Raw genomic sequence first — 15,558 nt, 5'->3', positions numbered from 1 at the left:
TTTGTCCCTAAGGACATATAGGTCGACCCACAAGCGCCCACACGAATTACTTCTGACGATGTTAAAGATCACAAGGTGTCACAGCTGTTGGTGACCACCCTTTAGCGTGGCGCGCATTCTACCGATCGGCGCCGCACTGTCAACCGAAGATTCAGATTTTTTCTTTTCAAAACAGGCACTTAGAAAGCACCGAACCAAGAGAAGAAAGACTGGAAAACTTCGCTCCCCAACCGCGCTCAGCGGCGAGGGAGGCGTATAATAGTCTTTTTGCGGCCGCTGTCAACGGCCGCCACGGGGAAAGTTGAAAGAAAGATGACGAACAACGTTCAGGCGGTTTTTTGTTTCAGCGCACTATCGCTTTTTGTACCTCGTCGTGCCCGCAGTTTGACGACCAAACGCTCACCCAGGAGCACCACCGCCAGCAAGGTATAAAGCCAGGCTTCAAATGACGACACTCGTGACTGCAGCCAGAAATGAATCAATGCCAACACTATTATTAGATATATAACCCGGTGCAGACGTTTCCAGTTTTTCTTCAGACGACGCACCATGGCTTTGGGTGACGTGATCGCCAAAACCAACAACCCCACCCAGGCCAGCATACCGAGATAGATAAAGGGACGCTTACCAAGGTCTTCGACAAAGACGCGCCAATCCAACTCGATCCAGCCAAATAGATAAGTCGCCAGATGACAGCTGGCATAGAAGAAACAATAAAGCCCCAGCATGCGTCGATAGCGAACGGCCCTAAATGCTGTATGCCGAGACAAGGGAGAGCAACTGAGCGTTATCAACAACAGCCACAGCGCCCATTTGCCCATCTCTTCCAGCACCACTTCCAACGCATCCACACCCAGAGTGCGCGGATCAGCGATAAACAGGGTCCAGTAGTAAAGCGCCGGCGACAGAGCCAGCAAAAATAAGACCCACCACAGCAAGCCTTGCTTTGGTAATAACTGAATACGCATTAGAAGAAAGTCCGCAGATCCATGCCCTGGTACAGCGAAGCGACTTCGTCGTAACCATTAAACAGACGGGTATCGATTCGATTGATATCGCCATTCGGACCAATACGACGCTCAGTTGCCTGACTCCAGCGCGGATGGTCGACCTCAGGATTCACATTGGCATAGAAACCATATTCGTTGGCATTGGCGATATTCCAGGTGGTTGGCGGCATCTCTTCGACGAATTCGATCTTGCTGATCGACTTGATGCTTTTAAAACCGTACTTCCAGGGCAGCAGCAAACGAATCGGCGCGCCGTTCTGATTGGGCAACGGCTCGCCATACATGCCCACCGCCAGGAAGGCTAAGGGATGCATGGCCTCGTCCATTCGCAAGCCTTCGACATAGGGATAGTCGATAAAGGAAAACAAGGAGCGTTGCCCGCGCAATTCATCCGGACGCTGGATGGTTTGAAAAGCCACATAGCGCGCGTTGGATTTCGGCTGGAAGGGTTTGAGCAAGGCCGCCAGTTCGATACCGATCCAGGGAATCACCATCGACCAGGCTTCGACGCAGCGCAGTCGATAGATACGCTCTTCGGTACGCTTGCCGCTGAGCAACGCCTCCAGGTCCAGAGTGCCGGGGTTATCGCACAAGCCGCCGACTTCAATTTCCCAAGGATAAGGATTGAACTCATCGGCATGATTGGCCGGATCACTTTTACCGGTACCGAATTCATAGAAGTTGTTGTAGCTGGTGGCGTCACGTTGATCGGTCACACCTTCATCGGTGGTGATCGAGCGATACGCGGTGTTGGCAACCTTGGTACTTAACCAGGGCGGTGCTGCCGGTGGCGTCGCCATGGCTGCGGGTACCAGGCTGGTCATTGCCAGACCGCCGGCAGCCTGCATCAACTGACGACGATTCAGATAGGCAGATTTCGGGGTGACGTCATTCTCTGTCAGTTCGGAGCGTTGTTTGATAATCATGGAGCCCTCCGTCAAAACCGGTGTTGGGCCTTGAGGCCCGTTAACATACTGTACGCAACGGACCTCTGACCGGTTTTGCTTCAGGAAGTTCCGGACTTACGCGCGTTGCGATATTGGCGGGCGCGTCGCCACACTTCAAAAACCGGACCTGACAACGCATAGAGTACCGCCATACCCAACAGGACTCGCGGCGGGTCCAGAGCGATAAGCGCCAACACCGCTACCGACAGCAGTAACACCACAAAAGGCACGCGACCACGGTCACTAAGGTCTTTAAACGAATAATAGCGGATCGGACTGACCATCATGGCACCGACCAAAGGCACAACGACGACCATGATCCAGGCAACCGACTCGCCGGCCACACCCGACTTGGTCAACGCCCAGACAGAGCCCCAAAGAATGGCGGCGCCAGCAGGGCTTGCCAGACCGACAAAGAATTTTTTGTCGACGCTGTTGATCTGAATATTGAACCGAGCCAGACGCAAGGACGCACCGGCGACAAAAATAAAGGCGGCAACCCAGCCCAGATTATCCAGGCTGTGCAGCGACCATTGGAAGATCAAAATCGCCGGTGCCACACCAAAGGCCATGTTGTCAGACATGCTGTCGTACTGCGCGCCGAACTCGCTTTGGGTATGCGTCATACGCGCGACGCGTCCGTCCATGCCGTCCAGCAACTGAGCGGCAAAAATCGCAATGGAGGCACGCACAAAATCGCCGTTGATGGCCGAGACAATCGAAAAAAAGCCGGCAAACAGCGCCGCTGTGGTCAGCAAGTTAGGCAGCAGATAGATGCCACGGCGATGGGCTGGCTGTTGCACCGGAAGATTTTGCGTCGGTTGTGCCACCTTGCTGTCATTGGAACTCATAGTTCCCTCCAAATAATAAAATCGAAATGTTAGCCACCGACACTTCAGTTCACGGTATCGGTCAGATCACTGGCCGTTTTCCAGAAAGCGCTCACCAACGGATCCTGCAGACGTCGATTAAGGACGCAAGCACCCACGTCAAAAGGTTCCAGCTGGCTGTCGGTCTCAATGCGCTCGATTTTCTCTTGCAACGGACTGTTCTCAATCACCAGCCCGGGTACCACGCCAATACCGAATCCCAACCCTACCATGCTGACGATGGCCTCGTTACCGGCCACCTGAGCGTAAATATTCGGCTTGATGCTGTGGGCGCGAAACCAGTTGTCCAAACGCTTGCGAGCCAGGCCGTATTCGGACACCACAAAGGGTATCTGGCCCCATGGAATGGGCGATTGTTGCAGTTGAGTACGCACCGGGCAATCAATCGCCGGCGCGATAAATTCCAGCGGTGTTTCCACGATCGACTGAAACATCAACGGATTAGGCAAATGATCCGGACGCGGCGCGATGGCGATATCGGTTTCATCATCCATCACCTTCTGCACCGCCTGGGCGGCATCGCCGGTTTCCAGCACCACTTCAATATTGGGAAAACGGGCACGGAATTCGGTCAGCAATCCCAGCATAAAGCTGTAGCTGGCGGTCACCGAGCAATAGAGGCGAATCTGGCCGCGCAACTCGACCGGATCGTTCTGCAGTTTGTGGCGCAGATCCTGCCAATGCGCCAGGGTCGACTCGGCAAATTCACGAAACAACCGACCGGCCTGAGTCAGCACCACAGTGCGGTTATCACGTTCGAAAAGGGTAGCACCCAGTTCGTCTTCCAAACGGGCGATGCTTCGACTGAGCGTCGAAGGACTGACGTGCATGGCTTCGGATGTTTTGCCGTAATGCAGGGTCGCAGACAGGTGCAAGAACTGTTTCAGTGCTCGCAGATCCATAACGGGCCTCCTCTGAAGAGGCCTGATTATGGCATGGCCCAGCCTTTATTGCAGCAAACGCAATAAAGACAGAGCACAATTGCGTCAGTAGTCAGTATTGAGTTTGATGAAGGTTTCGTAGGTCGCGGACAGCACCCAAAATCCGGCATCAATCAGGCTTTCTGTCAGGCTGGTGACCGCTTGTGGCCGACTCATCAGTGTGACCATCCCCAATAGGGAAAGCGCCAGCCACAGTTGCTTAATAGACATGCTTAACTCCTTTATGAGAATGGGCCCGACCCCTTCCCGGCGAAGAGTTTAGCAAAGAATGTACAGCCACCGCTATTGAGAACGATTATTCCTGAGCGATTAATACCTGCGACTCGCAGCCTTATATGACTTGCTGCACCACAACCGCTCTTCTGCTGCATTTCCAGCAACAGTCCGTTGTGAACAATTCATTTAAAGCAATATCCAAAAACCGCTAGACTGCGGCGCTAACGGTGGGTTCTCCACCATGACTGTTAACAGGATTTCGCATGAGCACTAACTATTTCAACACCCTCAACCTGCGTCAGCAGCTGGCTCAGCTGGGCAAATGTCGCTTTATGGACAAAGCCGAGTTCGCCGATGGCTGCAACGCCCTCAAAGGCAAGAAAGTCGTTATCGTCGGCTGTGGTGCCCAGGGTCTGAACCAGGGTCTGAACATGCGCGATTCCGGTCTGGACGTCGCTTACGCCCTGCGCCAGTCGGCCATCGACAACAAGCGCCAATCGTGGAAAAACGCCACCGAGAACGGCTTCGAAGTCGACTCCCACGAAAACCTGATTCCCAAGGCCGATCTGGTTGTCAACCTGACACCGGACAAACAGCACTCCAGCGTCATCGAAGCGGTGATGCCGCTGATGAAGCAAGGCGCGGCCCTGGGTTATTCGCACGGTTTCAACATCGTCGAAGTCGGTCAGAAAATTCGTGACGACATCACCGTCGTCATGGTCGCACCCAAGTGCCCGGGCACCGAAGTACGCGAAGAGTACAAGCGCGGCTTTGGTGTACCGACACTGATCGCCGTTCACCCGGAGAACGATCCCAAAGGCGAAGGCCTGGAAATCGCCAAAGCCTGGGCCGCGGCCACCGGCGGTCACCGTGCCGGCGTGCTGGAAAGCTCCTTCGTTGCCGAAGTGAAATCCGACCTGATGGGCGAACAAACCATCCTGTGCGGCATGCTGCAAGCCGGTTCACTGCTGTGCTACGACAAGATGATCGCCGAAGGCGTCGACGCTACCTACGCCAGCAAACTGATCCAGTACGGCTGGGAAACCGTCACCGAAGCGCTCAAACACGGCGGCATCACCAATATGATGGATCGCCTGAGCAACCCGGCCAAGCTGCGTGCTTATGAATTGTCTGAAGAACTGAAAGGCCTGCTGGCACCGCTGTTCCAGAAACACCAGGACGACATCATCAGCGGTCACTTCTCCGCCACCATGATGGCCGACTGGGACGCCGACGATAAAGACCTGCTGGGCTGGCGCGAAGCCACCGGCCAGACCGCTTTCGAAAAAGCGCCGGAAGTGAAAAACGATCTGTCTGAGCAGGAATATTTCGACAACGGCATCCTCATGGTAGCCATGGTTAAAGCCGGTGTTGAGCTGGCGTTCGAAACCATGGTCGACAGCGGCATCATCGAAGAATCGGCTTACTACGAATCACTGCACGAACTGCCTTTGATCGCCAACACCATTGCGCGTAAGAAGCTGTACGAAATGAACGTGGTGATCTCCGACACCGCCGAGTACGGCAACTATCTGTTCGCCAATGCGGCGGTTCCGCTGCTGGCTGAAAAGTTCATGCCGAAAATCAAAACCGACGTTATTGGCAAAGGTCTGGGTAATGCCGGCACCGAAGTCGACAACATCGAATTGATTACCGTCAACCAAGCGATTCGCAACCACCCCATCGAATGGATCGGTGAAGAACTGCGCGGTTATATGACGGATATGAAACGTCTGGTCGAGGCTTGATTGCATAGCCCCGACCGGGTGACCGTCTCTCAGTGAGGTCCCCAAAAGGGAATGAGTGTTAGCCCGCCCAATCGGCGGGCTTTTTTTATGTCCAGGGATGGACGGTACCCGACAATGCAGGACGCAATTGACGGTTATGTCCAGGGATGGACGGTATCCTGACAATGCAGGAGCAATTTTCAGGAAAGGGAAAAGGTAGCACCACCAAGCGGCGGCGCTCAGCAATAGCCAAACCACCTACCAGGCCGGAAACGGATCTTCCAGTTCGCGCCAGGCCTGTTCGCCAGCAGCCAGCTCTGCTTCGCTGAGCAAGCAGGCATCCAGTTTTTCCACCACCTGATCACGATCCAGGTTCTGACCGATAAACACCAATTCCTGGCGACGATCGCCATAGGGTTCCTGCCAGATCGAACGAATGGCACCCAAGTAATCGTCATCCTGCGGCCACTGTTCTTTTGCTACCGCCGCCCAGAACATGCCAGCAAAGCCATAGCGTGCAATGCCGCCGGCCTGCTGCCACTGACCGACGAAATCCGGCCGCGTCGCCAGCCAGAAATAACCTTTGGAGCGAATCAGTTTGCCCGCCAAATCTGAGCTGTGCAGAAAGTCGAAAAAGCGCTGCGGATGAAACGGCCGGCGGGCGCGATAAGCAAAACTGCCGATGCCATATTCTTCGGTTTCCGGCAGATGTTCGCCGCGCATTTCCTTCAACCAGCCTGGTGCCTGTTCGGCCTTGGCAAAATCAAACAAGCCAGTGGCGAGGATTTTCTGACTGGGAATCTGACCATTAACAATGGGCACAATCTCGGCGTCGGTATTGAGCGTGCGCAAAATAGCGCTCAGACGTTTCAGTTCCGCCGGTGCAATCAGATCGGTCTTGCTGACCAAAATAATGTTGGCGAATTCCACCTGATCGACCAGCAGATCGGTGACACTGCGCTGATCTTCCTCACCCAGACTTTCACCGCGTTCGGCCAGGGCCTGAGCCTGATCGTAATCGGTTAAAAAGTTGGCACCATCGACCACCGTCACCAGCGTATCGAGCTGCGCCACATCGCTGAGCGTCACCCCTGCTTCATCGGCAAAGGTAAAGGTCTCCGCCACCGGCAGCGGTTCGGAAATACCAGTCGATTCGATCACCAGATAATCAAACTGTCCGGCTTCGGCCAAACGCCGCACTTCAATCAACAAATCTTCACGCAGTGTGCAGCAGATGCAACCGTTGCTCATCTCGACCAGCTTTTCCTCGCGCCGGTTCAGCGACACATCCTGGCGCACCGTAGCGGCATCGATGTTGATTTCGCTCATATCGTTGACGATGACTGCGATGCGCAGACCCTCGCGATTGTTGAGCAGATGATTGAGTACGGTGGTTTTGCCAGCGCCCAGAAAACCGGACAGGACGGTAACCGGAAGCTTTTTATGCAGTGTCATTGCAACTCCTGAAGGCGGTATTTGAGATCAGATTCGATATATTTATGTTACAACATATCATTCATAACCAACACCCACCCGATCAGCAAACAGCATCCTGTCTCAAATAAACCACTGACCGTCCCGAAGCAGCCAAGCCAGGGCCAGGCTCCTGACCCTAAGCTGGGTGTCTGAATCACCACTTAAGGACAGGGTCATGCTTCCCTACGCCATTATCGGCGCCGGTCCGATGGGACTGTGCACCGCGCGCCGGCTCAGCCAGTACCAGTTGCCGTGGATCGGTTTCGAACTGAACGACGGCGTCGGCGGGTTATGGGACATCGATAACCCGCACTCGACGATGTACCAATCGGCGCATCTGATTTCGTCGAAAACCATGACCGAATTTCGCGACTTCCCGATGCCTGCATCGGTGCCGCCCTACCCCAGTCACCACCAGATGAAGGCGTATTTCGAGGCCTACGCTGAACACTTTGACCTGCACTCCGGCTTTGCCTTTAACACCCGGGTGCTCAAGGTCGAACGTGATGGCGACCACTGGCAGATCGAGACCGAATGCAAGGGTCGTCAGCAACGTCATGCCGTCGCCGGGGTATTGCTTGCCAGCGGCACTTTACACGCACCCAAACACCTCGACCTGCCCGGCCATTTCAGTGGTGAGCAACTGCACAGCGCCGACTATCGCGACCCGGCTGTGTTCGATAACAAAAGCGTGCTGATCATCGGCTGCGGCAACAGTGGCTGCGATATCGCCGTCGACGCCGTGCACCGCGCTGCCCGTGTCGATCTGTCGGTGCGCCGCGGTTATTATTTTTTGCCCAAATTCGTCGCTGGTCGCCCCATCGATACTCTCGGCGGCAAGGTACGTTTGCCGAACCGGCTGAAACAATGGATCGATGGCGGCATCATCCGCGCCTTGATCGGGAAGCCATCCGATTACGGCCTGCCTGACCCGGATTATCGCCTGTACGAATCACACCCGGTGGTGAACTCCCAGTTTCTGCATCACATCGGTCATGGCGATATACAACCACGTGCGGATGTGCAAGCGGTCGATGGCCACAGCGTCACTTTCAGCAATGGTGAACAGGCCGACTACGATCTGATTCTTCAGGCTACCGGCTACCGTCTGAGTTATCCCTACATCGATTCTCGCGAACTGAACTGGCAGGGCGCCGCGCCGGACCTGTTTTTAAATGTGTTCAATCCGGACAACCCCAATCTGTTTGTGATGGGCATGATCGAAGCCGCCGGTCTGGGCTGGCAGGGTCGTGATGAGCAAGCCCATCTGGTCGCGCTCTACCTGCATCAGCGCGCTCGCGACACCGCTTCGGCGCGTCAGTTTGAACGCGCTATTCGCGCCCATCCGAACAGCGACTGTCGCGGTGGCATGAACTATCTGGCCGTCGATCGCATGGCTTACTACGTCCATAAAGCGACCTACCTGAAGACGCTGAAAAAGCACCAGCGACGCCTGCAACGCGATCTCGAATCGCCGCTGCGCAGCATCGTGCACAGCGCCGAGGAAGTGGCATGACACACATCCTCATCACTGGCGCCAGTGGCTATCTGGGTTATCAGTTGGGCTGTCGGTTAAGTAAGCACTACGCCGTTACCGGTCTCGATATTCGGCCCAAAGAAGACAGCGCTTTTCCCATCGAACAGCGCGATATTACCAGCGCGGGTCTCGCCGACTGGATGGACCAGGAAGCCTTCACCCACGTTATTCATCTGGCCTCGGTACTCGAACCCAGCCGCGATCGCGAGCGCGACTACCGCATCGATGTCGAAGGCACCGAGCAATTATTAGCTGCCTGCGTCGCCACCGGTGTACGCCATTTCACGCTCACATCCAGCGGCGCCGCCTACGGTTATCATGCCGACAATCCCGACTGGTTAACCGAGCATGATGCGCTGCGCGGCAACATCGAATTTTCCTACGCCTGGCACAAACGGCTGGTCGAAGAACGGCTCGCCGACTATCGCCAAAACCACCCGGAATTACGCCAGTTAATTTTGCGTCCTGGCACCGTTCTCGGTCGCCACACCCACAACCTCATCACCCGTTTATTCGAAGGCAAACGGCTGATCGCGTTAAAGGGTTCCAGTTCGCCTTTTGTCTTTATCTGGGATCAGGATGTGCTCGCCATTATCGAACAGGGCGTGCGCGAAGAAAAAAGCGGCATCTACAATCTGGCGGGCGACGGTGCGCTCACCCTGGATGAGATTGCCGAACAATTGGGTAAACCCATCTGGCATTTACCGGTGCCTTTAGTGCGTTTTGGTTTAAGGTGCGGGCGTCTTTTGGGGTTAACCGCTTACGGTCCAGAGCAATTGAATTTTCTGCGCTACCGGCCGGTACTGGCCAATACCGCTTTAAAACAGGAGTTTGGTTACTGTCCGCGCAAAACCTCCGCCGAAGTCTTGGCCGAATTCGCCGCTGGCCTGAGAACCTTGCCGCATGGTTGATGCCCAAGCCACTATTCTGATTACCGGCGCTGCCTCTGGGCTGGGCTGGGAATTGGCGCAGCGTTATGCACGGCTTGGCCATCGATTATTACTGGTCGATTGCAACGCCGAAGCGTTGCAAAAATGCCTGACTCAACTACAAACCCAACAACCGCAAGCCAATCACTGCAGCAAATTGCAAGACCTCACCGAGTTCGATGCCGCTGAGCAAATTGCCGCCTGGGTCGCCACGCTCACTCCGAGTCTGACCTTGCTGATCAACAACGCCGGCATCACCCATCGCAGCGTCGCCCAAAAGACGCAGCCGGCGGTGTTTCGTCGGGTTATGGCGGTGGATTATTTTGCGCCTTTGGAACTGACGTTGGCGCTGCGTCCGTTACTGGGAACAGCCCCCGACCATCGTGATCGGGGGATAATAGTGATCGGTTCCATGGCTGGCTGGATGCCGGTGCTCGGCCGTGCAGGTTATTGCGCCGCCAAGGCAGCTCTGCATCAGTTTTTTGAAACCGCCCGTGCTGAAGGGTTGATTCGCGCCGATGAATTAACGCTGATTTATCCGAGTTTTCTGGCAACGCCCATTGAGCAGAATGCGCTCGACCAAAATGGCCATAGAGCTCAGCATCAACGCTCGTCGGTCGGAAAAATTCGCGACGCTGGCTGGATGGCCGAGCGTATTATCACCATTCATCGCAAACGCAAACGCCGTTGTTTTCCAGACCGTTTCAGTGCGATGGCCGCCTGGTTATATCGGCTGTTACCCGATCTGTATTTACGCCTGATGCGCCAGCGATTGGCGGAAGAATTAACATCCGATCAATCCGTCCGGCCAGGATCACCACCCCATCAAAATACCCATCATCACTGACCGAGTAATTCATCGGCCCGTTCAATAGCACCGTTATACAACGCCGACAAATCAACCAGCTCCAGCTCATAGTCGCGCAAAAAATCAGCTTCGAGAGGCTTACCATGTGCATAATCTGTCGCCAGATTCAGCACTCGTCCTGTCAATCCAATTCTGTCACTCAGAGCAGCTTTCAGATCTTCCTTAAGCGGCAGTTCAATGAGCACCTGCGGCATAGGCTGATCCATCAGTGCATCCAGCACCGATAACAAACCTACAGTGAAAAAGCAGTCCTTTTCATCCGGTGCCAGGCGCTCACCCAATTGCTCGCAGAAGAACGCCCGGGTCAGAGCTTCGCGCTGCAACTCTTTGGGTTTGTTTTCAAAGCGATCCATATTAATCAAGGTTGCCCAACCACGAATGCGATCGATCCCCAGCAAGGTCACTGCCTGATGAATGGATTCGATACTGTGCGCCCGACGATAAAAAGACGAGTTCACCAGCTGCAACAATTTATAAGACAACACCGTGTCCTGTTGCACCAGATAATAGATGTCATTAACAGTCACATCCGGCTTATATAACTGCGCCAGAACTTTCAGCAGATTAACGCGCAACGGCTGTAATCGTCGCCCATGAACCGCTTCGGGGCGACAGAAGAAATAGCCCTGAAAATAATCAAAACCCTGGTCCAGACAAAATTGAAAGGTGTCGTAATCTTCAACTTTTTCTGCCACCAGTTTTACCGGGTGAGACGACAACTCGCGCACCAATTCGACAATGCCATCGCGGCTGGTTGCCAGCACATCAATTTTGACAATATCGACCAGATCAATCAGTTCCGGTCGATAATCTTTCTGCTCAAAATCGTCCAGCGCCATGCGAAAGCCGCGCTCGCGCAAATGACTGAGTATCGGCACCAGGTCGTCATCGGCGTGATAATCTTCCAGCACTTCAATAATCAGGGTCTGACGCAGAAAATCCGGCAGCGCATTGAGCATCGTTTTAGTGACGTTCAATAAACCGGGTTTCTGATTCAGTGCCTGAGCGATGTTGCTGTGGGTATAAGCATTGAGCATGACCGCCTGGGTGGCCAGATCGCCATCCTCGAAAACGGCCTGGGTTAGATCGCCCTGCCGGAACAACAATTCATATCCAAACACCTGCAAGCCACGATCAAAAATCGGTTGGCGGGCAAACAGTACTTCTTCGGACACGATACACCCTCCGAAACTTCAGCCGGCTACTATACCAATGACATCGGGAAATTGCCCGCTGGCAAAACCGGCTGGGTGTCGGATCGGACCGCTTGGAGCTGCATTAAAACTCACTAATTTAGTGGATGCATTGCCTGCCAGTGATGGGCGATGGCTTCTCGGGTTGTCACCCAAACATCGCTGTGCGATTGCACATAATCGACAAAGCGTTTCAGGCCGGCAAAGCGGCCCGGGCGGCCGACCAATCGGCAATGCAGACCGATGTTGAGCATCCTAGGGGTGGTTGCGCCTTCGTCATAAAGCACATCGAAGGCGTCTTTCAGGTAGGTGAAAAACTGCTCGCCGCTGTTGAAGCCTTGAGGTGTGGCAAAGCGCATATCGTTGGTGTCCAGGGTGTAGGGCACCATCAATAAAGGTCGTTGATAATTGAGATCGTAATAGGGTAAATCGTCGGCGTAACTGTCGGAGCAGTAAAGGAACTCCGGACGCTCGGCGACCAGTTTCAGCGTATTCGGACTGGTGCGACCGGTGTACCAACCAGCCGGATGTTTACCGGTCAGACGCTGATGAATGTCGATCGCCAACGCCATATGTTCGCGCTCAACGGCTTCGGAAATAGTTTGATAATGAATCCAGCGGTAACCATGGGAGGCAATTTCCCAATCCGCTTTGAGCATGGCTTCGACCGCCTCGGGATGACGTTCCATGGCCATGGCCACGCCAAAAACCGTCACCGGCAACTGACGCTCGGTGAACAACCGATGCAACCGCCAGAAGCCAGCGCGGCTGCCATATTCGTAGATACTTTCCATACTCAGATGACGCTCTGGATAAGCTTCGGCACCGACAATTTCCGACAGAAAACGTTCCGATTCGGCGTCGCCGTGCAGTTGGCCGTTTTCACCGCCCTCTTCGTAATTGATCACGAACTGCACCGCCAACCGTGCCTTATTGGGCCATTGCGCCGCGGGCGGCTGGGCACCGTAACCGATCAGGTCGCGCGGATAGTGCGTTTGCGAACTGGACATGGGTAAACTCCGATCACAGATAGAAAGCACATTTCACAGCAAAAAACCGACCAATTGAACAACTTACGGATTCGCAATGCCCCAAGACCTAGCGAACACGGCCATTGGCCTGGGTGATGCCGATGCCCAGTGGGTGCTCTTCGCACCGCATCGACCACCGCTGGAACCCTATCTGAGCCTCGACCGACTGCAGCCGCTGGTGCCCGGGGAACTGGGCGCGATGGTCAGTGCAACGGGCAATCACTGGCGCAAAATTTTTAATCTCTACGCCAAGTTAGTGCACCGTCTCGAGCCACAAGAAGCCAGTTGGCAAGACTGTCGCGACCAGCGTCTGCTGCAAGCCGGCAGCGGTTGCGCACTGCTGTTCTCTGCGCCACCACTGAAGTCGGAAAACCGCTGGCAACTGGTTATGGGTAAGGCCTACGCCGAGAGTTGCAGGCTTGATCAACTGGACGATCTGCACAGCGAAAACGGCTTTCGCTGGTCACCGTCACGACGCCTGATACTGACCCCCTATTTCGATTACCGCGCCCTCTCCAACGCCCGCCTGGACGACTTGTACCGATTAATTGACAGCCAGCGAAACCGCCAATAACCGCTCTAACGACGATCCACACTGGCAGCCATAACTTCTTTCGGTAAACTATTTACTACCTAAACTAAATTATTTAGGAAGTGTAATGAAACCCCAACTTGAAGACAGCCGACGCTTCCAAAGCAGCATTCGCCGCTACGTTTCGTTGATCAAACCGGTGATGGCCCAGCGAGTCGAACAAGAAACCGGGCACGCCTTTAGCGACTACCCGCTGTTGTCGGCCGTTGCCCAGGGTGTGCGCTCACCGAGTGACATCAGCAAACGCATCCAGGTTTCCAACTCTCGGGTATCTCATCTGATCGAGCGCGGTCTGAGAAACGGCCTGATCCGCCGCGAACTGGACCCGGCCGATAGCCGCCGCTTTCTGCTGTCGCTGACCGAGCAAGGCGAAAGTTTGCTGGCGAAGGTCTCTGAGGCGCTGCACACCATCATCGTGCAATCGGGGTTGACCCAGGACGAACTGACGGCGGCGACCCGGGTCATGGATAAGCTGGCCGCCACCCTCATTGAGGAGCAGTAAATGCCCAAGAACGAATTCACCAAAGCGGAGCGCAACGCTACCCTGATCGGCGCCATGCTGGCGCTGTTTCTGGCCGCGCTCAACCAAACCATTGTCACTACCGCCACGCCGGAAATCGTGCGCGAGCTGGCCTTCCCCACCAGTTGGATTACCTGGATTGCCACCGCCTATCTGGTGACCAGCACCGCCACGCTGCCCATCTGGGGCAAGCTGTCCGACCTCTATGGCCGGCGCAACAGCATCACCACCGGCATACTGCTGTTCAGCACCGCCGGTCTGTTCTGCGCCCTGGCGCAATCGCCACTGCAACTGGTCCTGGCGCGGGCGCTGCAAGGCTTGGGTGGCGCCGCCATTATGACCAATGCGCTGGCGGTGATCGGCGATCTCTTTACCCCCGAAGAGCGGCCGCGTTATCAGGGTTTGTTCGGTGCGGTCTTTAGTCTCAGTTCGGTGATCGGCCCGGGCATCGGCGGTCTGTTGACCGACCTGGTCGGCTGGCACTGGATCTTCCTCGTTAATCTGCCCATTGCGGCGATTGCGCTGACCTTTGTGCTGACGCGCATGCCAGTGCTGCGTCACGACGGCCCCCGCACCATCGATTACAGCGGTGCCCTGCTGTTACTGCTGGCGGTGATTCCGCTGTTGCTGGCGCTGTCGCTGGCGCCGTCCCGCTTTGCCTGGAGCGCCCCTCAGACGCTGAGCATGCTGGCGTTGTCGGTCGGCGCGGCACTGACTTTTGGCTGGCATCAATGGCGCGCGGCCGAACCCATCATCGAGTTGCGTCTGTTTCTCGATGCGCGCTATGGCTAATCGGCGCTGGCCAGCTTTCTGGTCGGTGCTGCCTTTCTCGGCTCGCTGGTGTTTATTCCGCTCTATATGGTCAACGCTCTGGGCGTCAGCGCCACCGCTTCGGGCGCGACGCTGATCCCGCTGACGTTAGGCATTGTCTTTGGCAACATCGTCAGCGGTCAGTTGGTGTCGCGCATCGGCGCCTACAAGCCAGTGCTGATTCCCAGCCTGCTGCTGTTGCTGACCGGCGTTGTCTGGCTGACTTTGACGTTAAGCCCGGATCAAAGCCAGTTGTCTGTCACCACCCGCGTCGTCTTACTCGGCATCGGCCTGGGCCCGTCCATGCCGCTCTTTACCCAGATGATGATCAACGCCGCGCCGGCCGACAAAATCGGCATGGCCTCCAGTGCCGCCAACTTTACCCGCCAGTTTGGTTCCACGCTGGGCGTAGCGGTGATGGGCACTATTTTCGCGGCGGTGATGCAGGTGCAACTGAGCAGTCAGGTATTGCCAACCATTCCCGCTGCACTGACCGACTACGAGGCCGTGGTCGAGTTAACCCGCGCTGATGTGCAGCAACCGCATCTCGACCTGGCGGCCTTGCAGGCGGATATAGAAGCGCACTACCAAACTGAAGCACAGCCACTGTCGCTGTCTGTCGAAGACGAGCGCCTGGCAACGCTGGCCGCCGCTGAAGCGCTGGATCGCGATCTGCGCGGCGCCTGGTCCGACAGCATGAGCGCTATTTTGTGGGCCCAGGCGCTGGTGATTCTGCTCGGCCTGATAGTCACCTGCTTTATTCCCGAAACCCGACTGCAACCAAGGCGTTCAACCGCCTCGGTCTGAAGCCTCGCCATCCGAACCAAAACAGCGCACAACAAAAACAGCACGCATCGTTTTGGTTCGACCA

Annotated in this window: 14 protein-coding genes and 1 pseudogene; 7 read left to right on the top strand and 8 right to left on the bottom strand. The window is 55.5% G+C overall.

Annotated features, from left to right (window positions below; translation table 11 throughout):
* Nucleotides 1-326 precede the first annotated feature (326 nt).
* The 5 genes from ACXAE6_RS09895 to ACXAE6_RS09875 form a co-directional block, all read right to left on the bottom strand.
* Entirely contained in the window at nt 327-968 is a 642-nt protein-coding gene (locus ACXAE6_RS09895; RefSeq protein WP_475147025.1) for a protein-methionine-sulfoxide reductase heme-binding subunit MsrQ, read from the bottom strand.
* Nucleotides 968-1,936 (bottom strand): protein-methionine-sulfoxide reductase catalytic subunit MsrP, encoded by a 969-nt coding sequence (gene msrP, locus ACXAE6_RS09890; RefSeq protein ID WP_475147023.1) that lies wholly within the window; start codon nt 1,934-1,936, stop codon nt 968-970. The genes ACXAE6_RS09895 and msrP overlap by 1 nt, the downstream gene beginning before the upstream one ends.
* Nucleotides 1,937-2,016: 80 nt before the next feature.
* Nucleotides 2,017-2,808 carry a CDP-diacylglycerol--serine O-phosphatidyltransferase gene (gene pssA, locus ACXAE6_RS09885; protein WP_475147020.1) on the bottom strand — a complete coding sequence of 264 codons (792 nt, stop codon included), beginning with the start codon at nt 2,806-2,808 and terminating at the stop codon, nt 2,017-2,019.
* 44 nt (nt 2,809-2,852) lie between these two features.
* On the bottom strand, nt 2,853-3,749 hold the full coding sequence (ilvY, locus tag ACXAE6_RS09880; protein WP_475147017.1) for an HTH-type transcriptional activator IlvY: 897 nt from the start codon (nt 3,747-3,749) through the stop codon (nt 2,853-2,855).
* Nucleotides 3,750-3,833: 84 nt separating this feature from the next.
* The gene (locus ACXAE6_RS09875) at nt 3,834-3,998 is read right to left on the bottom strand and encodes a hypothetical protein (RefSeq protein WP_475147015.1); all 165 of its coding nucleotides are present in this window, start codon (nt 3,996-3,998) and stop codon (nt 3,834-3,836) included.
* Nucleotides 3,999-4,267: 269 nt separating this feature from the next.
* Between ACXAE6_RS09875 and ilvC the strand changes: the two genes are divergently transcribed.
* Nucleotides 4,268-5,752 carry a ketol-acid reductoisomerase gene (ilvC, locus tag ACXAE6_RS09870; RefSeq protein WP_475147013.1) on the top strand — a complete coding sequence of 495 codons (1,485 nt, stop codon included), beginning with the start codon at nt 4,268-4,270 and terminating at the stop codon, nt 5,750-5,752.
* Nucleotides 5,753-5,989: 237 nt separating this feature from the next.
* Here the strand turns inward: ilvC and zigA are convergent, their stop codons facing one another.
* Nucleotides 5,990-7,186 carry a zinc metallochaperone GTPase ZigA gene (gene zigA / locus ACXAE6_RS09865; RefSeq protein WP_475147011.1) on the bottom strand — a complete coding sequence of 399 codons (1,197 nt, stop codon included), beginning with the start codon at nt 7,184-7,186 and terminating at the stop codon, nt 5,990-5,992.
* A 196-nt stretch (nt 7,187-7,382) separates the two neighbouring features.
* On the opposite strand from zigA, the gene ACXAE6_RS09860 reads away from it, so the two are divergent.
* The 3 genes from ACXAE6_RS09860 to ACXAE6_RS09850 are packed head-to-tail and all read left to right on the top strand — an operon-like array spanning nt 7,383 to nt 10,520.
* Nucleotides 7,383-8,723, top strand: a complete 1,341-nt coding sequence (locus tag ACXAE6_RS09860) for a flavin-containing monooxygenase (RefSeq protein WP_475147009.1) — start codon at nt 7,383-7,385, stop codon at nt 8,721-8,723.
* Complete coding sequence (locus ACXAE6_RS09855) at nt 8,720-9,655, top strand: SDR family oxidoreductase (protein WP_475147005.1); 936 nt, start codon at nt 8,720-8,722, stop codon at nt 9,653-9,655. Before ACXAE6_RS09860 ends, ACXAE6_RS09855 begins: the two co-directional genes overlap by 4 nt.
* Nucleotides 9,648-10,520 carry an SDR family NAD(P)-dependent oxidoreductase gene (locus ACXAE6_RS09850; RefSeq protein WP_475147003.1) on the top strand — a complete coding sequence of 291 codons (873 nt, stop codon included), beginning with the start codon at nt 9,648-9,650 and terminating at the stop codon, nt 10,518-10,520. The genes ACXAE6_RS09855 and ACXAE6_RS09850 overlap by 8 nt, the downstream gene beginning before the upstream one ends.
* On the opposite strand, the gene ACXAE6_RS09845 is transcribed toward ACXAE6_RS09850, so the two are convergent.
* Nucleotides 10,514-11,716: an EAL and HDOD domain-containing protein gene (locus ACXAE6_RS09845; RefSeq protein ID WP_475147000.1), complete on the bottom strand. Its 1,203-nt coding sequence runs from the start codon at nt 11,714-11,716 to the stop codon at nt 10,514-10,516. The genes ACXAE6_RS09850 and ACXAE6_RS09845 overlap by 7 nt on opposite strands.
* A gap of 113 nt (nt 11,717-11,829) precedes the next feature.
* Nucleotides 11,830-12,744, bottom strand: a complete 915-nt coding sequence (gene puuE, locus ACXAE6_RS09840; RefSeq protein ID WP_475146997.1) for an allantoinase PuuE — start codon at nt 12,742-12,744, stop codon at nt 11,830-11,832.
* A gap of 76 nt (nt 12,745-12,820) precedes the next feature.
* On the opposite strand from puuE, the gene ACXAE6_RS09835 reads away from it, so the two are divergent.
* From ACXAE6_RS09835 to ACXAE6_RS09825, 3 genes and pseudogenes are all read left to right on the top strand, one after another.
* A complete protein-coding gene (locus tag ACXAE6_RS09835; protein ID WP_475146994.1) occupies nt 12,821-13,339 on the top strand; it encodes a DUF6942 family protein in 519 nt (172 codons plus the stop codon).
* Between the two features lie 85 nt (nt 13,340-13,424).
* Nucleotides 13,425-13,859, top strand: coding sequence for a MarR family winged helix-turn-helix transcriptional regulator (locus ACXAE6_RS09830; protein WP_475146992.1), 435 nt, complete (start codon nt 13,425-13,427; stop codon nt 13,857-13,859).
* Nucleotides 13,860-15,494: pseudogene (locus ACXAE6_RS09825) on the top strand (MDR family MFS transporter). It abuts the gene before it with no gap.
* Nucleotides 15,495-15,558: the final 64 nt, after the last annotated feature.

It is taken from the genome of Saccharospirillum sp. ABV4_185, from assembly GCF_056159245.1.
The sequence above is the reverse complement of the archived record's forward strand: the minus strand, read 5'-3'. Positions and strand labels throughout refer to the sequence as shown.